The sequence below is a fragment of the Pseudomonas gingeri genome, assembly GCF_013385425.1.
In the GTDB taxonomy this organism is placed as follows: domain Bacteria; phylum Pseudomonadota; class Gammaproteobacteria; order Pseudomonadales; family Pseudomonadaceae; genus Aquipseudomonas; species Aquipseudomonas gingeri_D.
In genome coordinates this window covers 77,673-98,346 of the sequence record NZ_JACAQA010000012.1, presented here as the reverse complement: position 1 = coordinate 98,346, position 20,674 = coordinate 77,673, and the positions used below count along the sequence as shown (strand labels likewise).

21 protein-coding genes and 1 pseudogene are annotated in these 20,674 nt (G+C 62.8%); 16 read left to right on the top strand and 6 right to left on the bottom strand.

Annotated features, from left to right (window positions below; all coding sequences use genetic code 11):
- Positions 1-28 precede the first annotated feature (28 nt).
- From HX830_RS17380 to gspM, 12 genes are read left to right on the top strand one after another with little or no spacing between them, the layout of a single operon-like run.
- Positions 29-523, top strand: a complete 495-nt coding sequence (locus HX830_RS17380; protein ID WP_103497983.1) for a cytochrome b — start codon at positions 29-31, stop codon at positions 521-523.
- Positions 520-1,059, top strand: a complete 540-nt coding sequence (locus HX830_RS17375; protein ID WP_371317533.1) for a type II secretion system protein N — start codon at positions 520-522, stop codon at positions 1,057-1,059. The genes HX830_RS17380 and HX830_RS17375 overlap by 4 nt, the downstream gene beginning before the upstream one ends.
- Positions 1,060-2,967, top strand: a complete 1,908-nt coding sequence (gspD, locus tag HX830_RS17370) for a type II secretion system secretin GspD (protein ID WP_177101486.1) — start codon at positions 1,060-1,062, stop codon at positions 2,965-2,967.
- Positions 2,964-4,427, top strand: coding sequence for a type II secretion system ATPase GspE (gspE, locus tag HX830_RS17365; protein ID WP_177101484.1), 1,464 nt, complete (start codon positions 2,964-2,966; stop codon positions 4,425-4,427). The genes gspD and gspE overlap by 4 nt, the downstream gene beginning before the upstream one ends.
- A gap of 2 nt (positions 4,428-4,429) precedes the next feature.
- The gene (gene gspF / locus HX830_RS17360) at positions 4,430-5,641 is read left to right on the top strand and encodes a type II secretion system inner membrane protein GspF (RefSeq protein ID WP_177101481.1); all 1,212 of its coding nucleotides are present in this window, start codon (positions 4,430-4,432) and stop codon (positions 5,639-5,641) included.
- A 4-nt stretch (positions 5,642-5,645) separates the two neighbouring features.
- Complete coding sequence (gene gspG / locus HX830_RS17355) at positions 5,646-6,086, top strand: type II secretion system major pseudopilin GspG (protein WP_177101479.1); 441 nt, start codon at positions 5,646-5,648, stop codon at positions 6,084-6,086.
- Positions 6,087-6,089: 3 nt separating this feature from the next.
- Positions 6,090-6,560: a type II secretion system minor pseudopilin GspH gene (gene gspH / locus HX830_RS17350; RefSeq protein WP_103497988.1), complete on the top strand. Its 471-nt coding sequence runs from the start codon at positions 6,090-6,092 to the stop codon at positions 6,558-6,560.
- On the top strand, positions 6,550-6,915 hold the full coding sequence (gene gspI, locus HX830_RS17345) for a type II secretion system minor pseudopilin GspI (protein ID WP_103497989.1): 366 nt from the start codon (positions 6,550-6,552) through the stop codon (positions 6,913-6,915). Before gspH ends, gspI begins: the two co-directional genes overlap by 11 nt.
- Positions 6,908-7,465 (top strand): type II secretion system minor pseudopilin GspJ, encoded by a 558-nt coding sequence (gene gspJ, locus HX830_RS17340; RefSeq protein WP_103497990.1) that lies wholly within the window; start codon positions 6,908-6,910, stop codon positions 7,463-7,465. Before gspI ends, gspJ begins: the two co-directional genes overlap by 8 nt.
- Positions 7,462-8,322, top strand: a complete 861-nt coding sequence (locus HX830_RS17335) for a type II secretion system protein GspK (protein ID WP_177101477.1) — start codon at positions 7,462-7,464, stop codon at positions 8,320-8,322. The genes gspJ and HX830_RS17335 overlap by 4 nt, the downstream gene beginning before the upstream one ends.
- Positions 8,319-9,422, top strand: a complete 1,104-nt coding sequence (gene gspL / locus HX830_RS17330) for a type II secretion system protein GspL (RefSeq protein WP_177101475.1) — start codon at positions 8,319-8,321, stop codon at positions 9,420-9,422. Before HX830_RS17335 ends, gspL begins: the two co-directional genes overlap by 4 nt.
- Entirely contained in the window at positions 9,419-9,883 is a 465-nt protein-coding gene (gene gspM / locus HX830_RS17325; RefSeq protein WP_177101473.1) for a type II secretion system protein GspM, read from the top strand. Before gspL ends, gspM begins: the two co-directional genes overlap by 4 nt.
- Here gspM and HX830_RS17320 read toward each other — a convergent pair.
- The gene (locus HX830_RS17320) at positions 9,880-11,124 is read right to left on the bottom strand and encodes an MFS transporter (protein ID WP_442757372.1); all 1,245 of its coding nucleotides are present in this window, start codon (positions 11,122-11,124) and stop codon (positions 9,880-9,882) included. The two genes, gspM and HX830_RS17320, sit on opposite strands and share 4 nt — an antisense overlap.
- A 151-nt stretch (positions 11,125-11,275) precedes the next feature.
- On the opposite strand from HX830_RS17320, the gene HX830_RS17315 reads away from it, so the two are divergent.
- On the top strand, positions 11,276-12,175 hold the full coding sequence (locus HX830_RS17315) for a LysR family transcriptional regulator (RefSeq protein ID WP_177101460.1): 900 nt from the start codon (positions 11,276-11,278) through the stop codon (positions 12,173-12,175).
- Between the two features lie 68 nt (positions 12,176-12,243).
- Here the strand turns inward: HX830_RS17315 and HX830_RS32165 are convergent, their stop codons facing one another.
- Positions 12,244-12,591, bottom strand: a complete 348-nt coding sequence (locus tag HX830_RS32165; RefSeq protein WP_247263110.1) for a DUF6124 family protein — start codon at positions 12,589-12,591, stop codon at positions 12,244-12,246.
- 511 nt (positions 12,592-13,102) lie between these two features.
- Positions 13,103-13,219, bottom strand: a pseudogene (locus tag HX830_RS17305) (beta-ketoacyl synthase chain length factor); the annotation flags it as partial.
- Between the two features lie 362 nt (positions 13,220-13,581).
- On the opposite strand from HX830_RS17305, the gene HX830_RS17300 reads away from it, so the two are divergent.
- Entirely contained in the window at positions 13,582-14,355 is a 774-nt protein-coding gene (locus HX830_RS17300) for a ParA family protein (RefSeq protein ID WP_177101458.1), read from the top strand.
- A gap of 38 nt (positions 14,356-14,393) precedes the next feature.
- Here the strand turns inward: HX830_RS17300 and trxC are convergent, their stop codons facing one another.
- Positions 14,394-14,828: a thioredoxin TrxC gene (gene trxC / locus HX830_RS17295; RefSeq protein WP_152737727.1), complete on the bottom strand. Its 435-nt coding sequence runs from the start codon at positions 14,826-14,828 to the stop codon at positions 14,394-14,396.
- Positions 14,829-15,053: 225 nt separating this feature from the next.
- Here trxC and HX830_RS17290 point away from each other — a divergent pair, with 225 nt between their 5' ends.
- Positions 15,054-15,287, top strand: a complete 234-nt coding sequence (locus HX830_RS17290; RefSeq protein ID WP_177101456.1) for a type II toxin-antitoxin system HigB family toxin — start codon at positions 15,054-15,056, stop codon at positions 15,285-15,287.
- Positions 15,288-15,346: 59 nt separating this feature from the next.
- Entirely contained in the window at positions 15,347-15,748 is a 402-nt protein-coding gene (locus tag HX830_RS17285) for a helix-turn-helix domain-containing protein (RefSeq protein WP_103498015.1), read from the top strand.
- A 6-nt stretch (positions 15,749-15,754) separates the two neighbouring features.
- Here HX830_RS17285 and selO read toward each other — a convergent pair whose 3' ends face one another.
- Both selO and mscK read right to left on the bottom strand, forming a co-directional pair.
- A complete protein-coding gene (gene selO / locus HX830_RS17280) occupies positions 15,755-17,218 on the bottom strand; it encodes a protein adenylyltransferase SelO (protein WP_177101454.1) in 1,464 nt (487 codons plus the stop codon).
- A 99-nt stretch (positions 17,219-17,317) separates the two neighbouring features.
- Positions 17,318-20,668, bottom strand: a complete 3,351-nt coding sequence (gene mscK, locus HX830_RS17275; protein ID WP_177101452.1) for a mechanosensitive channel MscK — start codon at positions 20,666-20,668, stop codon at positions 17,318-17,320.
- Between the last annotated feature and the right edge of the window lie 6 nt (positions 20,669-20,674).

The window sequence follows — 20,674 nt, the reverse complement described above, 5'->3', positions numbered from 1 at the left end:
ATTGTTACCGGGTTTTGGGTGAGCGAAATTGTTTTACTCTAGAACGCAAATTTTTCTTCACTGGTTGTCAGCCGTCGTTATTTTATGGGCGCTGATCAGTGGCTTTTATATGGCCTTTTTGAGTACTTCGCCGGCGCTTAAAGCGGTCGTAGGTTCTTTTAATGTGTCTCTCACGGCGCTGTTTATTCCGTTTTTTATTATCAGGGTTTTTCTTTCTTTTTTTTCGAGAGGACAGACTGACCGAACACTTGCGCAGTGGACGGCTTTTTGGGTTCATAAAGTTATTTATCTGGTGACCGCCATCGTATTGGCAACCGGAGTCATGATGATGGACCGGGCCATCAATCTATTTGATCTTTTCTTGATACCCGCACCGGTTGAAAGTGTCGGGCTCATCGCTGTTTTCAAAAAAATCCACGATATTTCCTGCGTTGTTCTGGCGGTCTTGGTGGTTTTGCATATTGGCGCGGTTATCCGCCATGAAGTTTCCGGTCATCGAATACTCAGGCGGATGCTGTGGTGAGTGCGCGAACCTTCAAGGACCGAATGGGTGTCCTGAGCCTGGCGCTATGTGCGTTGCCGCTGGGTTATGCCGCGCTGTCGTTGTGGGGCGAGCGGGTCTTCCGTCAGACATTGCCGACGTTACCCACCGAGCAGGCCAACAACCGAGCCGCGCCTGCCGAACGTGCGCCGCTCAATCATGCCGCCGTTGCCACGGTGATGGGGCTGGCCGCCCAGGGGGCCTTGGCCCGCAGTGCCGAGCCGTTGAAGTTGCGGGCCAGCTTTGTTTCCAGCGCGGGTGACTCCCGTGCGCTGCTGGCGGGGGCCGAGGGCCAGCGGATCTACCGGGTGGGGGAAAGCCTGCCGGGCGGCAGCGTCCTGCGGCGGATCGAGAGCGGCCGGGTGGTGCTCTGGCGCAATGGTCGCGAGGAGCTGTTGGCCCTGGATCCGCCGGGCCGTACCACCTTGCAGGTGCTCAAGGGGCCCGTTCCTGACGCCGTCGCCCCGACTTCTTCCCTTTATCTGCGACCGACGGCCACGCCGCGTCAGAGTGAGTAAATGAACAGATCCTTCGAATCCGGGCGGCACGGCCTGAAGCTCTTGAGCCTGATCGTCAGCCTGCTGTTGGCGTCGGGTCTGCGGGCCGATGAGCCGCAATGGCAACTGGCGATGAACGATGCCGAGTTGCGCGACGTGGTGCGGGAAATGTCCTCGATTCTCGGCACCACGGTGGTCCTTGACCCCCGGGTGCAGGGGCGGATCACCGTCCTCTCCGAGCAGGCCCTGGACCGTGAAGGGGTACGCCGGTTGTTCTATTCGGTGCTCGACGCGCATAACTTCACGGTGATCGACGAAGGCGACCGCATTCTTATTGCCCCCGTGGCCGATGCCCGCACCCGCGCCAGCAGTGCCGACAGTGCCAGCGCCCAAGGCGGCCAGTTCGTCACCGAGGTGGTGGCGCTGGGCAGCAGCGTCGCGGCGGATATCGCCGGGCTGGTGCGGCCACTGGTCTCGGTCAACGGTTATGTCGGCCCGTCGGCGTCGGCCAATGCCCTGGTCATCACCGATAGCGCGGCCAACGTCCGGCGTATCGCGAAGATCGTCCGGCAGTTGGACCTCGGGCAGAAGAATGCCCATGAGGTCATCCAGTTGCGTCACGGGCTGGCGAATGAGCTGGCGCGGATGATGGAGCAATCCCTGGGGCGGCAAGGCGCTGAGTCGGGGAGCCAGGTCATCGCCGATTCGCGCAACAACCGTTTGGTGATCATCGGCACCCAGGACGTACGCAAGCGTCTGGCTGACCTGGCCCGCTCCCTCGATACCCCGTCGGCGGCCGTTACCGACAATGCACGGGTGATCCGTCTGCGTCACAGCGATGCCAAGCAGCTGGCCGAGGTGCTCGAGGCCATGGGCCAGGGACTTGCTCAGGAAGCCGGCGCTGCCGCCAGCCGGGACGCGGCTGCCGCCAAGGCCCTGGTCAAGGCCGATGAAAGCCAGAACGCCCTGGTGCTGATCGCCGAGCCGAGCCAGATCCGCACCCTGGAAAACATTGTCCGGCAACTCGACCAGCCGCGCTCGCAGGTGTTGATCCATGCGGCGATTGTCGAGATATCCGGGGATATCCACGATGCCCTGGGTGTGCAGTGGGGCGGCAAGGCCGGTAGTGCCCAGGGTGGAGTCACCTTTGCCGGAGCCGGCATTACCTTGCCGAAACTCAGTGGCAACGATGCCACGTTGCCCGACGGTGCGGTGTTGCGCGTCGGTAATGACCGTTTCGGCATGCTGGTGTCCGCCCTGGCGAGCAACACCCACAACAACGTGCTGTCCACCCCCAGCCTGCTGACCCTGGACAACCAGGAGGCGGAGATCCTGGTGGGTCAGAACGTGCCGTTCCAGAGCGGTTCCTACCAGACCGGTACGGATACCGAGCGGCCCTTCAACACGGTCACGCGCCATGATATCGGGATCAAGCTGAAGGTCCGCCCGCATATCAACGAAGGGTCGACCCTGCGTCTGCAGGTCGAACAGGAAAACTCGGAACTCGCCCCGAATACGGTGGTTCCCGGTGACCTGATCACCAACAAACGCACCCTGAAAAGCACCATCCTCGCCGATGACGGCGAGATCATCGTGATCGGCGGGCTGATCAAGGACAGCGTCCGTGTCCAGGAAAGCGGTGTGCCGCTGCTGCGGGATATCCCCTACCTGGGGGCGTTGTTTCGCTGGAACAGCGAAAAGCATGAAAAAACCAACCTGATGGTATTCCTGCGGCCGACCATCGTCCGCTCCAAAGAGGATATCTCCGAAGTCAGCGAGCAGCGCTACAACAGCTTGCGCCAGCTCAGTCAACCCGCCGATGGGAAGAGCAACTCACTGCTGTTGCCGCGCGAGGCCCGGGAACTGTTCGATGGTTCTGACAGCGAGCCGGCGATAGACCTGCGACGGCAGAAGGTCGGGGCACCATGAAGCCGCGCCTGCCGTTCGGCTTTGCCCGCCGCTACGGGGTCTTGCTGGAACCGCAAGGCGCGGGCGCGTGCCTGTCGATTCGTGCCGACACACCGTTGACCGCCGTGTCCGAAGCCCGCCGCCTGATCGCCGGCGTACTGCCGTTGCAAGTGCTCGACGAGCCGGTATTCGCCGCCCGCCTTGCAGCGGCCTACAGCGATGGCCATAGCGCCGCGCAGCAGGTGGCCCAGGGCCTGGACGATGAACTCGACCTGATGAGCCTGGCCGAGCAACTGCCGCAGACCGCCGACCTGCTGGAGCAGGAAGGCGACGCGCCGATCATCCGCCTGATCAACGCGCTGCTCGGCGAAGCGGTGCGCGAGAAAGCCTCGGATGTACACCTGGAGACCTTCGAGCACAGCCTGTCGGTGCGCATGCGCATCGACGGGCAACTGCGTGAAGTGCTCAAGCCAAGGCGCGAGCTGGCCAACCTGCTGGTGTCGCGGATCAAGGTCATGGCCCGGCTGGATATCGCCGAGAAGCGCGTGCCCCAGGACGGACGGATTGCCCTGCGGCTGGCCGGGCACGAAGTCGATGTGCGGGTTTCCACTTTGCCCTCGGCCCATGGCGAACGGGTGGTCCTGCGCCTGCTGGACAAACAGGCCGGACGTCTCGACCTGCAACGCCTGGGCATGCCGCCGCAGACCCTGGAGCGCTTCCGGCATATTCTCGGCAAACCCCACGGCATCTTTCTGGTCACCGGCCCCACCGGCTCGGGCAAGACCACCAGCCTCTACGCGGCGCTGAGCAGCCTCAACGACCAGACCCGCAATATCCTCACCGTCGAAGACCCCATCGAGTATCACCTGCCGGGCATCGGCCAGACGCCAGTCAATCCCAAGGTCGAGATGACCTTTGCCCGTGGCTTGCGGGCGATCCTGCGCCAGGACCCGGATGTGGTCATGGTCGGTGAGATCCGCGACCGCGAAACCGCCGAGATCGCCGTGCAGGCTTCGCTGACCGGGCACCTGGTGCTGTCGACCCTGCACACCAACAGCGCGGTGGGCGCGGTCACGCGGTTGCTGGACATGGGCGTGGATGCCTATCTGCTGGCCTCGTCCCTGGTCGGGGTGTTGGCCCAGCGCCTGGTCCGTACCCTGTGCCGCGAGTGCCGGAGCGCCTATGCGGCGGATGCGGCCGCCTGCCGGCGCCTGGGTGTCGACTCGAACCATCCGCCGAGGCTGTTCCGGGCCACGGGCTGCGAGCACTGCCAGCAAGGCTATCGCGGTCGTATCGGGCTTTACGAACTGATCGGCATCACCCCGGCCCTGGCGGTACTTATCCACAACGGCGCCAGTGAGCCCGAGCTGGTCCGTGAAGCCCGGACGGCCTCGCGCAGCCTGTTCCAGGATGGCCAGCGGCTGGTTCTCGAAGGCAGCACCAGTCTCGATGAACTGCTGCGCGTGACCCAGGAGGACTGAGGATGCCGACGTTCGATTACCAGGCCCAGGATGCCAACGGTCGGCGCTGTCGCGGTCAGCAGGAAGCCGACAGCCCGCGCCATGCCCGCCAGTTGCTGCGTGAGCGCGGACTGTTGCCCACGCAGCTGAAAAGCGCGCGCGGCCAGACGGGTGCGGGCAACGGCGCCCAGCGTTCGGCCGGCTTGAAAGCCAGTGAACTGGCCTTGCTGACGTTGCAACTCTCGACCCTGATCCAGGCCGGCCTGCCGCTGGAAGAGGCGTTGCGGGCGGTGGCGGCGCAGAGCGAAAAACGTCGGGTCAGCAACCTGCTGGCGGCGCTGCGTAGCCGGGTCATGGAGGGTTATGACCTGGCCTCGGCGCTTGCCGGCTTTCCCAAGGCGTTCCCGGACATGTTCCGCGCGAGCATCGCCGCCGGCGAACGCTCCGGACACCTGGGCCCGGTGCTCGAACAACTGGCCGAGTACACCGAGGCCCGCCAGCAGGCCCGGCAGAAGATCCAGATGGCGCTGGTCTATCCGATGATCCTGCTGTTTGCCTCTCTGGCCATCGTCGCTGGATTGCTCGGCTATGTGGTACCGGATGTGGTGAAGGTTTTTATCAACAATGGCCAGGCCCTGCCCCTGCTGACCCAGGGCCTGATTGCCCTGAGCAGCGGCCTGCAGCGTTACGGCTGGCTGCTGCTGATCGGGCTGGTGGCGTTGGCCTTGCTGGTGCGCTGGGCGCTGGCGCGTCCCGCCGTGCGCTGGCGCTGGCATGCCTGGTTGTTGCGGGCGCCGCTGATCGGCGGAGTCCTCAAGGCGATGGAGGCGTCCCGTTTCGCCAGCACCCTGGCGCTGCTCGGCAAGAGCGCCGTGCCCCTGGTGGATGCCCTGGAAATCGCCGCGGCGGTGATCGGCAACCTGCCGATTCGCGTGCGCATGGGCGAGGTCGCGCGCTCGGTGCGCGAGGGCGGCACCCTGACCCGTGGCCTGGAGCGCAGCGGCGATATCCCGCCGCTGATGCTGCACATGATCGCCAGCGGCGAGCGCGCGGGCGAGCTCGACCGCATGCTCGCCCGCGCCGCCGAACAGCAGGAGAAAACCCTCGCGGCGCGGATCGCCCTGGTGGTGAGCCTGTTCGAGCCGGCGATGCTGGTGCTGATGGGCGTCATCGTGCTGTTGATCGTCATGGCGATTCTGTTGCCGATTCTTAGCCTCAACCAACTGGTGAACTGATCTTATGAAAACCTCTGGAATACAGCGACAAGGTGGTTTCACCCTGATCGAAATCATGGTCGTGGTGGTGATTATCGGTGTCCTCGGCGCGATGGTGCTGCCGCAGTTCATGAGCCGTCCGGACCAGGCCAAGGTCACCGCGGCCCGGGCCGATATCAAGGCCATCGGCACCGCGCTGGAAATGTACCGCCTCGACAATTTCCAGTACCCCTCGACCCAACAGGGCCTCGAGGCGCTGGTCAAACGGCCGCTGGGCGTGCCTGAACCGCGGAACTGGAACCCCCAGGGCTACTTGAAAAGCCTGCCGGTGGATCCCTGGGGCACGCCTTACCAATACCTGAGCCCGGGCACCCGGACCAAGGGTTATGACCTGTATTCCTTTGGCTCCGACGGCGTGTCCGGCGGCGAAGAGTTTGCCGCCGATATCGGCAACTGGAGCGATTGATCCATGCCCACACGTTCCCGTGGTTTCACCCTGCTGGAGTTGCTGGTGTCCATGGTGGTGATCGGCGTGCTGGCCGGCATGATCGCCGTGAGCATGAACCCCAGCCCGGTGCGTCAGGCCCGCCAGGAGGCCGGTGCCCTGGTGCACCTGCTGCAACAGTTGCGTGAGTACGCGGTGGTCAACAGCCAGGAATATGGCTTGCGGATCGGTGCCGAGGGTTATCAGGTGATGGTCTTCGAACGGCCCGACTGGCGCCCGGCGGGGGCGGCCTATCGCTTGCCCGACGGCCTGTATTTTCGCCTGGAGTTGGAAGGCCGCCCGCTGAAACTGGGCGACCGGGTGAACCAGCCGCAATTGCTGGTGCTGAGCAGCGACGAAATGAGTGCCTTCACCCTGCATTACGAGTCCGCGCAGCGGCGCTGGTTGAGTGTGTCCGGTGACGGCCTCGGTGATCCGGCCATCGATGAAAGCTGAGTCGGGGTTTACCTTGCTGGAGGTGATGATCGCCCTGGCGATCTTTGCCGTGCTGGCGGCCAGCGTGCTGTCCGCCAGCCAGTTCGTGGTGCAGCAGAGCGGCACCTTGCAGGAGCGTTTGTTCGCCACCTGGCTGGCGGACAATCAGTTGAATGAACTGCGCCTGCAGGCGCCCCCGGCCAAGGGACGACAACAGCAAAGCCTGCGCTTCGACCAGCGCGAATGGCGCCTGGAGCAGATTGTCACGCCGACCTCGGACCCGCGCTTGCTCAAGGTCGAGATTATCGTGCGGCTGGGCAATGGCGGGCCGCCGTTGCACCACGCCAATGCCTGGCTGCGGGCCCGGAATGAATAGACAGGCCGGCTTTACCCTGGTCGAACTGGTGATTGCCCTGGCGATTTTCAGCCTGATCGGCCTGGCCAGTTATCGCCTGTACGAAGGCGTGCTGCTGACCCAGGCCCGGGTCAATGAGCACGAGCAGGGCTTGCGCAGCCTGCAGCGGGCGATGGCGGTGCTGGAGCGCGATGTCATGCAGGCGACTATCCCCAAAGAAGGCGTGGCCGTGACACTGGGCGGGGGACAGTTGAACCTGCAGCGCGGCAATGCGCGCAACCCGCTGGATGAGCCCCGCAGCGAGCGCCAGGAGATTGCCTATCGCCTGGAGGAGGGCACCTTGTGGCGTTATCGCCGTAGCCTTGATCTGCCCGAGACTCACAAGCTGCCGGTGCTCAAGGAGGTGCGTGCCTTGCAGTGGCGGCTGTATGTGGACAAGGCCGGTTGGCGCGCTGAGGGGGCGTCGACGCCGGGCCGTTCCCCGGTGCATCCGCGAGCGTTGGAAATCACCCTGTCCGTTGGTCGCTTCGAACAGATCCGTCGCGTCATCCTGTTGCCGGAGGGCTCATGAACCGCACCGGCCAGCGTGGCGTGGCGCTGATCAGTGTGCTGCTGATCATGACCCTGGCCCTGTTCGTGGTCGGTGGCCTCTTGCGCAGTCATACGCGGGCCCTGCAGAGCAGCGCGCAGCATATTCATCAGGTGCAACTGCGTCAGTGGGCGATTGCCGCGGAGAGTTGGGCGCGGGAGTTGTTGCAGGAGCCTGATCGGCTTGAGGAGAAGACCATCCATCTGGCCCAGCCCTGGGCGAGCCCATCGCTGCCGTCCGAGCTGCCGGGTGTCGAGGTGCGGATCGAGATCGAAGACCTGGCCGGGCGGTTCAACCTGACCCGCCTGCTCCTGCCCGGCAAGGCCGATGAAATCAGCCTGGAGCGTTGGGCCAGGTTGCTGTTGGCGCTGGAGATCCCGGCATTCGACCTGGCGTCGCTACGGGGTACCGAGGTCAGCGACACCAGCCAGTTGCGCCTGTTGCCCGGCGTCGACCAGGATCTTTTGCAGCGCCTGCAACCCTTCGTCGCGTTGCTGCCGCCCGAGGCCACGCTGAACATCAATACCGCCTCGGCCACGCTGCTGGCGACGCTGGAAGGCATGACGGCGGCCAGTGCCCGGGACGCTGTCGCCCAGCGCCCGGCGCAAGGTTATGCCGATGCCCATGAATTTACCCGTGCGCCGGGGCTGGATGGGTTGGGTATTGCCAGTCATGGCCTGGGTGTCGACAGCCGCTGGTTCCGGGTCACGGTCGAGGTCGGCGCGGGCGCGGCGCGACTGCGGCTGGTCAGCGATCTGGAGCGGCCTCGCGACAGCCTTCGCCTGCGTGTCCTGCAACGCCGCTTCCTGGCCCCGACTCAAGGTGAAACCCCGTTATGAGCAATTGGCTTTATCTCACGGCCGAAGGCCTGGCTGGCTGTGACGCCAGCTGGCCGGTTGGCTATTGGCAGGCGGGCGGCGAGTACCGCGTGGTCACCCTGGCGGAGGCGGCGACGTTTCTGTCGGGGCAGTCGGTGCGGGTGATCCTGCCCATGGAAATCTGTAGCGGCTTGCGTAGCGAGCCCTGGCCCGGTCGACGCAAGCCCACGGTTCAGGCGTTGGCCTACGCCGTCGAGGACCGCTTGGCCGAGGAGCTGGATGGATTGCACCTTGCGGTCGGTGCGGCGGACAAGGATTCACGCTACCCGCTGCTGGCGATCAACAAGGAGCGCTTCAAGGCGATCCTGGCGTTGTTGCGGGATTCGGGGCTGCAAGTGGAAAGCGTCAAGGTGGATGCCGACTTGCTGCCGGATGATCAGGCCTATGGCGTCTGGTGGGCTGGACGCTGGTTGGTGGGTGGGGCTATCGAGGCCCGACTTGCACTGTCGCCTGAGGATCTGGAGGTACTGAGACCACGATTGCCGGATGGGTTGTGCTGGATGGGCGCTGATCGGCAGGTCGATATCGCGGCGTTGCTGGTGGCCGGTCATTCGCGCGGGCTGGACTTGCTGCAAGGTGAGTTTCGTCAGGTGCGGGCGCGTTGGCCATTGGGCACGCTGGTGCTGTCGGCGTTGGCGCTGTTCGCTGTGTCCTGGGGTTTTACCCTGGCCCGTGCCCATTATCTGGAAAGCGCTGCGGGGCAGTTGTACGAGCAGAGTGTGCAGCGCTTCCAGCGTTTTTATCCCGAGCAAACCCGGATTGTCGATCTGGCGGCCCAGCTCAAGGCCTTGCAGGGTCAGACCGATCAGCCCGGCAGCCAGATGGGCCGTCTGGTGCAACTGATCGAACAGGTGATCGGGGGCAGCAGCGTTGAGGTTCAGCGTATCGAATACCGGGCCGGCTCGGGCTGGACGTTGTTGCTGACGGCCGGCAGCTTCACCGATCTTGAGCGCTTGCGCGAGCGCGGCCAGGGCAGCGGTTTACCGATCAGGCTGGGCAGCGCCAGCAAGGACCGTGAGCGAGTGCAGGCGGTGCTGATGTTGGAGGAGAAGAACGGATGATCAGGTCATTGGCGGTACCGGCGGCGCTGATGCAACGGTGGCAGGGCCTCGGCCTTCGGGATCGACGGATGCTGATTGGATTGGGGGTTTTCCTGGCGGTGGTGAGTTTGTTCAGTGGGGGCTGGCAACCGGCGCAACAGCGTCTGGAAAGGGGTGAGCGCCTGTACCAGCAACGTCTGTTATTGGCCGCTGAAGTTCAGCGTGCCCAGCCGACGGCTCAGCGCTCGAATCCATCGCGGTCCCTGTCGAACCGGCTAAGTGAAACGGTGGCGGCGGCAGGGCTGGAGTTGCAGCAACTGGACCAGGATGGCCAGTCACTGCGGGTCACCCTCAGTGGCAATGCACTGGCCTTGCTGCAGTGGCTGGACCAGACCGAGCAATCGGGCGCGGTGTTGCAGTCGTTGAGCCTGGAAAAGCGCGACAAGCTGCTGGTGGCGCAGGTTGCGTGGCGTGCTGATTAGGCTGTTGCATTACCCGGCAACGCCTGCAACCGTGCCAGCTTCAACGCCACCAGCAAGGCCACCACCAGCAGTGCACCGATAAACAGGCCGATGCCGTTCCAGCCGCCGTAGTGCCAGAACACCCCGCCCAGGGTCCCGGCCACGCTGGAGCCGACGTAGTAGCAGAACAGATAGAGCGACGAGGCTTGTCCCTTGGCCTTCAGCGCCCGACGGCCGATCCAGCTACTGGCCACCGAGTGCGCGCCGAAGAAACCGAAGGTGAACAGCAGGATGCCGAATACCACCACCGGCAGTGGGGTGACCAGGGTCAGGACGATGCCCACCAGCATCATCAGGATCATGCCCCAGAGCACCTTGCGCCGGCCGAGCTTGTCGGCCAGGGCGCCGATCTTCGCGGAGCTGTAGATGCCCGACAGGTAGACGATGGACAGCAAGCCGACGAATGCCTGGCTCATGCCGTAGGGTTCGGCCAGCAGACGGTAGCCGATGTAGTTGAACAGGGTGACGAAGCTGCCCATCAGCAGGAAGCCTTCGAGGAACAGCCACGGCAGGCCGGCGTCGCGAAAGTGCACGGTGAAGCCGTCGATCAGGCTGCGGGTATTGAATTGGCTGGCGCGGAAGTTGCGCGACGGCGGCAGGATCTTCCAGAACACCGTCGCCGCGATCAGCGCCAGGACACCGATCACCAGCATCGCCATATGCCAGCTGACAAAGTCGATCAGTACGCCGGTGATCAGGCGCCCGCTCATCCCGCCGATGGCGTTGCCGCCGATATACAAGCCCATTGCCAGGCCGATGTGACTGGGATGGATTTCCTCGCTCAGGTAAGTCATGCCCACCGCCGCCAGGCCGCTGAGGGAAAGCCCCACCAGGGCCCGCATCACCAGCACGCCCTGCCAGTTGGGCATCAACGCGCCGAGGATGGTGAACAGCGCCGCGCCGAACAACGCCACCACCATCACCGGCTTGCGCCCGAGGCTGTCGGAGATCGGTCCGGTGATCAGCAGGCCGATGGCGAGCAGGGCGGTGGCCACCGAGAGGATCAGGCTGCTCTGGGCGGCATTGATCCCGTATTCCTTGGACAGCACCGGCATCATCGGCTGTACGCAGTACAACAGGGCAAAGGTCGCGAAGCCGCCGGAGAACAGCGCCAGCACCGTGCGCATAAACGCCGGGGTGCCTTTTTCGATATAGGTGTCGTTGAGTTGGGCGACCACATCGTCCAGCGCAGTAGGGGGAATCTCGTGGGCGAGGGGAGCAACAGCAGTTTTCACGGGGGACCTCGGGGGGAGCAGCCGGTCAGGCAATGGAAAAAGCATATAGCTGGCTAACTATTCTTTCCAATATATTGTTCGACCTGTTTGATAGGTTTTACGACTTGATGAGGTGTTCATGGAATTGCGGCATTTGCGCTACTTCATCGCGGTGGCCGAAGAACTGCATTTTGGCCGCGCCGCCGAGGTGCTGGGGATTTCCCAGCCGCCGTTGAGCCAGCAGATCCAGGCACTGGAGCAGGAGCTGGGGGCGCGGCTGTTCGACCGGACCAATCGTCGGGTCGAGTTGAGTGAGGCGGGTCGCCTGTTTCTGCAAGAGGCGCGGTTGGTGCTGGCGCAGGTGGACAAGGCGGCGGATGTGGCGCGGCGGGCGCAGTTGGGGGAATTGGGGGAACTGAAGATCGGGTTTACCTCATCGGCGCCGTTCAACTCGACAATTCCCCAGGCAATCTTTGCCTTTCGCCAGGCATTTCCGGCGGTGCATTTGAACCTGCGGGAGATGAGCAGCAAGACGGTGGCCGATGGTTTGATGGACGAGTCCATCGAGGTGGGCTTGATGCGGCCCTTGGCGTTGCCGGAGGCCTTGAGTGTCGTGGAGTTGATGCATGAGCCGCTGGTGGCGGTGCTCAGTGCCAAGCATCCCTTGGCCGGCGGCAGCGAGGGCGGGATGTATTTGTCCGAGCTGGCGCTGGAGCCCTTTGTGTTTTTCCCGCGCAGTTATGGCAGTGGTTTGTATGCGCAGTTGCTGACCTTGGCGCGACAGGCAGGATTCAGCCCGCACTTTGCCCAGGAGGCGGGGGAGGCGATGACCATTATCGGCTTGGTGGCGGCGGGGTTGGGGGTGTCGGTGTTGCCGGCGTCTTATCAGAGGATTCGGATTGATGGCGTGGTCTATCGACCGTTGCTTGATCCGGATGCGGTGTCGGCGGTGTGGCTGGTCCAGCGCAAGGACCAGAAGTCACCGATGGCCAAGGCGTTTATCGAGTTGCTGACGCGTCGAGCGGTGCCGCAGGCTTAAGGGGGTCTGAAGCCGAGCGCGGTCCTGTGGCGAGCGGGCAAGCCCGCTCGCCACAGGGGTGTAACCGTCTAGTGCAGCGGCAGATTATCCAATGACTGATCCAGCTCGGCTTTCGCCATTTCCACCAGATGCATGGCCGAGAACGCCAGCGCCCGCTTGGAGCCGCTGAGACCATCGCCGGATTCGTAGGCGGTGGCCGCTGCGCAGGTCAGCAACTCGGAGACGTGAACCAGGGATTCTTCCAGGCTTCGACCGGATTTGGTGTTAGGCAGCCGGATAGCTCCCGGCGATGCAGATGTTGGGCTGGGCAGATAGTGATCAAGAGCACGCTGGATGGCGGCCTGATCCTTGAACCGGTCGGCAGAAGGGAAAGCGTTGGGATCCTGGACAGGTGGGGCGGGAGTTGTTTTGCTCATGGTTGAGTCCCTATATCAATAATTGGAACTGCAACCCATCGCTTGCACGCAGAAGGGTGGCAGCTGTGCGCAGGTGTGCAAGACCGAGGATATAGGACTCGGCAGACCCGAAGGTCTCCCACGCACAGCCACCATTGATCGACTTTACGGACGAATTGAGACACGTCGCGAGAAGAGGAGATAGGGCAGGCGCTGAAGCGCTATATCAGTCGGACTTGCACGTCCAGTCATCGAAATTGCGATGACAGGGCAAGACTAGTCGGGAGATATAGCAGCCGCAAGAGGTTGGGATTTTCTAGGAAATGTCCTGCAAGGGAAAGAGAATTGTCTTCCAAATCTCAGCTAACAAAAGGGTGGCGGCTGTACGCGAGCCTGCAAGACCGGAACGTCAGGCATACCGGGTGACCCGAAGGTCACCCGCGTACAGCCACCATATCGTCTGCAAACTTAAGTCAAAAAGCGGGACAAGACATCCGGCGTCGGACATCTATCTCCTGAACAACGCGAATCCCGGAGCCGCATCGCTGGGCGCGGGCACGCAGGGCTGGCGGCTCCAGGCCTGCCAGTCGTCCACACTTTCCAGGCCCGGGGCCCAGGCGCGCCATTGGGCGATGTTGAAATTGATCACTGAATGTCTTCCCGCCCCTGCGGGCTTCCTTGAACGCTATGGTTGATCCCTGAACCCCTACCAACCCTGGCGTGGCGCGATGGCCAAGTGGCGCGCATTATCCCGGTGCACAAGGCCTGTAGCAAATTTTTGGTCACATTTTGCACGATTAAATTTGCAGTTATGCGAAGGGAGAGCTAGCAACTGGCTATTATTCGTATTTTTTCGGATACGTATGTCAGATCTTTCCCGGCTTAAAGGGAAAATACCCTGGATTGGTGAAGTTATTGCGGCGTGAGAGGTAGTCCTCGTCCTGCCAAGGTGGCGCGGCAGCGGTCAAGCCCTCTACACTCGGTGATTCATTGATACACGGAGGTCTTGTCATGCGGCGTGTGGTGTTCAATCAGAAAGGCGGGGTCGGCAAGTCGAGCATTGCCTGCAACTTGGCGGCGGTCAGCGCCAGCGAGGGCTATCGGACCCTGTTGGTGGACCTCGATGCCCAGGCCAACTCCACGCAATACCTCACCGGGCTCACCGGCGAGGATATTCCCATGGGTATCGCGGACTTCTTCAAGCAGATCCTCTCGTCCGGGCCGTTCTCGAAGAAAAACCAGGTGGATATCTATGAGACGCCTTTCGACAACCTGCATGTGATCACCGCCACGGCCGAGCTGGCGGATCTGCAGCCCAAGCTCGAGGCGAAACACAAGATCAACAAGCTGCGCAAACTGCTGGACGAGTTGTCGGAAGATTACGACCGCATTTACCTGGATACGCCGCCGGCGTTGAACTTTTATGCGGTATCTGCGCTGATTGCCGCCGATCGCGTGTTGATTCCCTTCGATTGCGACAGCTTCTCCCGTCAGGCGCTGTATGGCCTGCTGGCCGAGATCGAAGAGTTGAAGGAAGACCACAACGAAGATCTGCAAGTGGAAGGGATCGTGGTCAACCAGTTCCAGGCCCGGGCGAGCCTGCCGCAGCAGATGCTCGACAGCCTGATCGCCGAGGGCTTGCCGGTGTTGCCGGTGTACCTCGCCAGTTCGGTGAAGATGCGCGAGTCCCATGAAGCCAACCGGCCGCTGATCCACTTCGATCCGCGACACAAGCTGACCCAGCAGTTCGTCGAGTTGCACACGCTGCTGGAGAAAAACGCTTAACGCCCCTTTGCGTTTTGCGCCTGCCGGCTGTGCGAGCCTCAGATACCTTGGCTGCGCAGCCAGGCCATCAACTGCGGCAGGGGAAAGGCGCCGCTCTGGCGCGCTACTTCCTGGCCATTTCTGAACAGGATCAGGCTGGGAATCGAACGAATCCCCAACTGTGCCGAGAGTTGCGGGTTGGCCTCGCTGTCGAGCTTGGCCAGGCGACATTTGCCGGCCAGTTGGGCGGCCGCCTGTTCGAACACCGGGGCAAAGGATTTGCACGGCCCGCACCAGTCCGCCCACACGTCCACCAGCAACGGCAGGTCGCCCTTGATCTGGCTGGCGTAGTCGCCCTGTTTCAATTCGAACGGTTTGTCCAGCAAGACCGCGGCTTTGCAGCGTCCGCATTTCGGCTGGTCGCCCAGTCGTTCGGCAGGGATGCGGTTGAGGCCGTTGCAATGGGGGCAGGGGATCAAGAGGGTGGCGGACATGGAAGGGTTCCCGGGTAGTGGCCAATGAACTTGAACTGGAGTCTGGGGCGCGCTTTATCAAGGGGGCCAAGGGTGTGTTGCATGTCCTCACATATTCAAACGACGCGTTTTACCTTCAGGATCTAGCCTCAGGGAATGAGCCGTCGGTCAGATTTTGACAATAGCAAATTGCGATAACCTGGCTTGACGGATAATCTTCATAGCAAGATGCGATAAGGATATTGCATGCGTGTGATTACCGAGAAGCGGATTCGGGAAGCCAAGGCAAGATGGCCTGACACTGCCAGTGCGTTGGATGCCTGGTGCCGAAGGATCAAGGGGAGCAGTCCTGAAAACTTTTCGGCGCTCAAGGCGTTGTTCCCCGCGACAGACAAGGTGGGTCGCTTGCATGTGTTTGATATTGGCGGGAACACACTGCGCCTGATTGCGGGTGTGCATTACGGTGCCCAGCAGCTATAGATCAAGCATGTGCTGGATCATCGCGAATATGACAAGGGTAAATGGAAGGAGACGTGTTGATGAATGCTGTCATCAAGCAGGCTTCCGAGCACTGGCCGTTCGTGGAGCCACTGCTGCGCAAACCAAAAAACGAGGCCGATTACGATGCCCTGGTGGGCATTCTCGACGAGTTGCTGGGCGTCATTGGCGAAGACGAATCGAACCCGCTCATGAGTCTGGTGAACATCATCAGTGATTACATAGAGGCCTATGACAAGGAGCACTGGCCGATGCCGGTGGCCAGTGGGGCCGATGTACTGCGGGAGATGATGCGTGAACATGGCTTGAACCAGAGCGACCTGCCCGGGGTCGGGCCGCAATCGGTGGTTTCCGAGATACTCAGCGGCAAGCGTCAGCTCAACCTGCGCCAGATCCGCTGGTTGGCTGAGCGTTTTGGGGTGCGGGAGCAGACCTTTATCTGAGCCGGCTCACGACGAACAACTGATCTCCAGATGCTTGCCCCACTCCGGTGGCCGCTCGGCGTAGCGCTCCATGCCCGCTTGTTCCTCGAACGGCTTGCTCAGTACTTCGTGAAGTTGCCGTACCTCTGAGTAGTCACCATTTTCCGCCGCATCGATGGCCTTCTGCGCCAGGTAGTTGCGCAGGATATACAGCGGGTTGGCCGCGTGCATCCGAGCCTTGCGCCGGGATTCATCCTGGTCCGGCTCGCGGGCGACCCGGGCCTTGTAGCGGTCGGCCCAGGCGTCGAAACCCTTGAGATCGATAAAGTCATCCCGCAGTCGCGCCGTGGCCAGGGCGGCAGACTCATCCCCCAGGCGGCGGAAGAACAAGGTGTAGTCGACCCCGCCGGCCTGCATCAGTTGCAGCAGGTTTTCCACCAGCTTCAGGTCGTCGTCTTCGGCGCTGGTCAGGCCGAGGCGGCGGCGCATCAGGTCCAGGTAGTGGGCCTGGTACAGCGGCAGGAACAAGCCCAACGCCTCGCGCAACGCTTCGACACTGATGAAGGGCGTCAGGGCCTGGGCCAGGGCACTGAGGTTCCACTGGCCGATGGGCACCTGGTTGCTGAACGAGTAGCGGCCCTGGTCATCGGAGTGGTTGCAGATGAAGTGCGCATCGAAATCATCGAGAAAGGCGAACGGACCGAAATCGAAGGTGATACCCAGGATCGACATATTGTCGGTGTTCATCACGCCGTGGCAGAAACCGTAGGCCTGCCACTTGGAGATCAGCTCGGCATTACGCTCGACGATCTCGCGGAACATCGCCAGGTACGGCTCTGGCTGTTCCAGGCATTCGGGAAAATGCATGGCCAGCACGTGCTCGCCGAGTTGCTTCTGCTGCTCCGGCTGCTTGGTGTAGTAGAAATATTCGAAATGACCGAAGCGCACATGGCTGGGCGCCATGCGCAGGACCATGGCGCCGCGTTCCTGTTTCTCGCGCCAGACCGGTGTGTCGGAGCCGATCACGCACAGCGCGCGGCTGCTGGGAATACCCAGGGCATGCAGGGCCTCGGAAGCGAGGAACTCGCGGATCGACGAGCGCAGCACCGCGCGGCCGTCGCCCATGCGCGAATACGGCGTTTGCCCGGCGCCCTTGAGGTGCAGGTCCCAATGCTCGCCCGCGGTGTTGTAGACCTCGCCCAGCAACAGCCCGCGACCGTCACCCAGGCGCGGGTTGTAGGAGCCGAACTGATGCCCCGAATAGACCATGGCCCGCGGCTCGGCTTCGGCCCAGAGCTTGTGCCCGCCGAACAGCTCGGCGAACACCGGTTCCTCGGCAATGGCCGGGTCCAGGTCGAGCAGGGCCATGGCCGCCGGACTCACCGCCACCAGACGCGGATTGTCGAGGGGCTCGGGCAGGATATGGGTGGAAAACGCATCGCCCAGGCGGGCGAAGCGGTTATCGAAGGTCAGTTCGTCGAGGGCTTTCAAACGGCCGGCTCCAGCAGAATGTCCGAGTATTCTGCTGGGATTAGCCGGCAGACGCCAGCGGCCTCATGCAAACGGCATGAGCGCCGCGCTTGTCGAGTTTCAGTCAAGCTTGTCCGGCGGCGGCAACTGCTCCGGCTCGGCCGGCGTCTTTGAGACGGGCCCAGGCGCTTCGCCTTCCACCGGTACCAGCTTGTATTCCTGGCCCTGCAGGTTCTTGAGGTAGACCTCCATCTGCCGGAACGAGATGTTGATGTGCTCTTTCTTGAACTCGCGGTTGATAAAGCGGTTGACCTCGTCGACCACCGGGTTACGGTCGCCCAGGTCACGCACGTGCATGCGCAGTTCGTGGTCCAGGGTACTTTCGCCGAAGTTCAGGAAGTACACGTGGGGCTCGGGTTCCTTCAATACTCGGGGGTTATCGCGGGCGGCCTTGAGCAGCAGTTCCTTGACCCGGTCCAGGTCCGAACCGTAGTCGACGCCGAGCTTGAGGGTCACGCGGGTGACGGTGTCGGTCAGCGACCAGTTGATCAGTTGCCCGGTGATAAAGGTCTTGTTCGGGACAATGATGTCCTTGCGGTCGAAGTCGGTGATGGTGGTGGCGCGGATACGGATCTTGCTGACCGTGCCCGACAGGGTGCCGATGGTGATGGTGTCGCCGATCCGCACCGGGCGTTCGAACAGGATCATGATGCCGGAGATGAAGTTGGCGAAGATTTCCTGCATGCCGAAACCCAGGCCTACCGACAGCGCCGCCACCAGCCACTGCAACTTGTCCCAGCTCACGCCGAGGGTCGAGAGGGTGGAGACAAAGCCGATGCCGGCGATCACGTAGGACAGCAGGGTGGTGGTGGCGTAGGCGCTGCCCTGGGCCAGTTCGAGCTTGGACAGCACCAGCACTTCCAGCAGGCCCGGCAGGTTGCGCGCCAGGGCGAAGGTGATGCCGATGATCGCCAGGGCCCCGATGACGTTGCCGATGCTGATGGGCACCATGCTCATGGTCGCGCCGGTGCCGCTGGTGTATTCGTAGAGGGTGATGTTGTCCAGGTAGGAGAACACGCTGATCAGGTCCGCCCAGACCCAGTACAGCGCCGCCACGAAACCGCCGAGCAGGGCCAGGCGGATCAGGCGCATGGATTGTTCGTTGACCTGTTCGATGTCCAGGGTCGGCTCTTCGATCAGCGGTTCGCCATCGCCGGCCTCCTTGGCCGCCTGGCGTTTGCTCAGGGCGCGCTGGTAGGCCAGGCGCCGGGCCGCGACCCCGAGGCCGCGAGCGAAGGTCGCTTCGATCACCAGCCAGAGCATCAGCAGGTACAGGGTCTCGATCAGTCGGTCGCTGAGTTTCAGGGCGGTGTAGTAGTAGCCGAAGCACACGGCGATAAACAGCGCGATGGGCATGGCGGTGAAGATCACGCCGACCAGTTTGCGGAACAACGAGGCACTGCCGCGGTTTGGAGTGCCCAGCAGCAGGCGACTGAGCAGCCAGGCCATCAGGCCGTAACAGGTCAGGACCACGGCGATGCCCAGCACGTCACCGGCCAGCGAGGCCGGTTGCAGCTCGGCGACGGAGACGATGGCCACCAGGGCCAGGACCACGAAACCGAGTCGGCGCACCCAGCCCTGGAGAAATTCGACCTGGGGTTTTTCCCAGCGGAAATGCAGTTCGGCCACGCCACCCGGCGCCAGAATCCGGTAGGCGGTGTAGAACACCAGCCAGGCCAGGGCGATTTGCAGCAGCGCGGCGCCGAGGCTGGCGTTCTGGCCGCGGGCGTCGATCTGCAGGGCATAGCCGCACAGGGCCAGCCCGAGGGCGACCGGCATCGCCAGGGCGACGTTGACCAGGATCGCCAGCGGTGTGTGCCACTGGCTGTCGCGTTTGAAGTGGCCGATATCCTTGTGCACCTTGCTCAGGCGCGCATACAGCGACTTGCGCCGCCACAGCAGGGCACCGATCAACAGCAGCAGGGGCAGGAACAGCAGTGGATGCTGGGCCAGGCCGTCGGTCAGCTCACTGAAACTGGAGGCCCAGGGCAGGGTGGTGACCTGCTTTTGCAGGCGTGCCGGCACGCTTTCGATCCAGTCCAGGTCCAGGGGCTTGTTGCTCGGGATCCAGAACATCTGCTCGTCCAGGGTCGCGCGCAGGCTCTGGGCGGTGCTGAGCAGTTGTTTCTGGTTCAGTTGCAGGGTGATGGATTCGTTGAGCAGGGCGCTCAGTTCGCGGTTCAGGCGCTCGAGCAAGTCGCTACGGGTCACCGCCAGGTCCAGCAGGGTCTTGCGCAGTTGCGCATTGACCTGGTCCGGCGGCTGGGTCGCCAGCAGGTTGTCGACATAGGTGGCCGGGCTGCTGATCAGTTCGCGCTGCTGGTTGACTTCGAACTGATAGAGGCGGATATCGGCGATTTCATCGGCCAGGTTCTTGTCCACTTGCAGTCGTGGCAGGGCCTGTTTCTGCTTGTAGAGAATCTTCGACAGCAACAGGCTGCCCTTGAGCACGCTGATCTGTTCGTCCAGGGCCTGGTCGCTCTGGGTCACGCTGTCGAGCTGCTGTTTGGTCTGCAGGTTCTGCTGGGTCAGTTCGTTGAGACGGTCGGTGCTTTTGAGCAGGTAGTCGGAGAGCTTGAGGTTGGTGGCGCTTTCGGTGGCCAGTACGCTGCTGTCGCCGGCCTTTTGCGCTTCGATGGATTGCTGGGTGACGGTCTGCTGGGACTGGGCCAGGCGCTTCTGGTTGATCAGCGACTGCATGTCCTGGATTTCCTGCTCCAGGCGCGCGGTTTTTTCCATCAGCAGGTCGTGCTGGCTGTTGCCCAGGTCCTGCAATTGGCTGTTGCCGGCCAGTTCCTGGCGGCGCAACAGGATCAGCGCGTTGATCGAGCCCAGCTCGGCGGTCAGCTGGTTGCGCTGGTCGCTGTTGAGGGGCTTGCCGTTGTCCTTGCCCTGCTTGAGGGTGTTGTTGATCTGCTGGATGCGTGTCTGGCTGGTGCTGATTTCCGACTGCGCGCGCTCGGGGCGGGTCTGGGCGGTGATGATCAGGCTGTTGGCATCGGCCAGGGCTTTTTGCAGATCGCCCTGTTGGGTGGTGCGCTCGGTCAGCAGCTGTTCCAGCTGCGACACCGACTGGTTGGCATAACGCTGGGCCACCGGGATCACCTTGGTGACTTTCAGGCGCGCCAGTTCACGCTGGTTTTCGACGGTCTGGCGCGGCGCGTCGGCGACTTGCTGCTTGGTCGCGGCCAGGCGCTTTTCATAGTCGTCCTGATTCGACAGCCAGGTCAGCGTCTGCTGCAGCACCGCTTGCAGGGCCTTTTGATCGGCGTCGGCGAGCTTGCGGTCGGCGATCCTCTCCAGGCTTTGCTGGACCGATGCACTGGTGGGCGGTTCGGCTGCTTGCAACGCGCCGACGGAAAGACTCAGGCCCAGCAGGGCCATGGCAAGAAAAGTGCGCAAGGAAGACATAAGTAC

Bases quoted from the DNA above. Each gene is read 5' to 3' on its own strand.
- gspD (WP_177101486.1), top strand. From the start codon at position 1,060: ATGAACAGATCCTTCGAATCCGGGCGGCACGGCCTGAAGCTCTTGAGC.
- gspE (WP_177101484.1), top strand. From the start codon at position 2,964: ATGAAGCCGCGCCTGCCGTTCGGCTTTGCCCGCCGCTACGGGGTCTTG.
- gspF (WP_177101481.1), top strand. From the start codon at position 4,430: ATGCCGACGTTCGATTACCAGGCCCAGGATGCCAACGGTCGGCGCTGT.
- gspG (WP_177101479.1), top strand. From the start codon at position 5,646: ATGAAAACCTCTGGAATACAGCGACAAGGTGGTTTCACCCTGATCGAA.
- gspH (WP_103497988.1), top strand. From the start codon at position 6,090: ATGCCCACACGTTCCCGTGGTTTCACCCTGCTGGAGTTGCTGGTGTCC.
- gspI (WP_103497989.1), top strand. From the start codon at position 6,550: ATGAAAGCTGAGTCGGGGTTTACCTTGCTGGAGGTGATGATCGCCCTG.
- gspJ (WP_103497990.1), top strand. From the start codon at position 6,908: ATGAATAGACAGGCCGGCTTTACCCTGGTCGAACTGGTGATTGCCCTG.
- HX830_RS17335 (WP_177101477.1), top strand. From the start codon at position 7,462: ATGAACCGCACCGGCCAGCGTGGCGTGGCGCTGATCAGTGTGCTGCTG.
- gspL (WP_177101475.1), top strand. From the start codon at position 8,319: ATGAGCAATTGGCTTTATCTCACGGCCGAAGGCCTGGCTGGCTGTGAC.
- gspM (WP_177101473.1), top strand. From the start codon at position 9,419: ATGATCAGGTCATTGGCGGTACCGGCGGCGCTGATGCAACGGTGGCAG.
- HX830_RS17315 (WP_177101460.1), top strand. From the start codon at position 11,276: ATGGAATTGCGGCATTTGCGCTACTTCATCGCGGTGGCCGAAGAACTG.
- HX830_RS32165 (WP_247263110.1), bottom strand. From the start codon at position 12,591: ATGAGCAAAACAACTCCCGCCCCACCTGTCCAGGATCCCAACGCTTTC.
- HX830_RS17300 (WP_177101458.1), top strand. From the start codon at position 13,582: ATGCGGCGTGTGGTGTTCAATCAGAAAGGCGGGGTCGGCAAGTCGAGC.
- trxC (WP_152737727.1), bottom strand. From the start codon at position 14,828: ATGTCCGCCACCCTCTTGATCCCCTGCCCCCATTGCAACGGCCTCAAC.
- HX830_RS17290 (WP_177101456.1), top strand. From the start codon at position 15,054: ATGCGTGTGATTACCGAGAAGCGGATTCGGGAAGCCAAGGCAAGATGG.
- HX830_RS17285 (WP_103498015.1), top strand. From the start codon at position 15,347: ATGAATGCTGTCATCAAGCAGGCTTCCGAGCACTGGCCGTTCGTGGAG.
- mscK (WP_177101452.1), bottom strand. From the start codon at position 20,668: ATGTCTTCCTTGCGCACTTTTCTTGCCATGGCCCTGCTGGGCCTGAGT.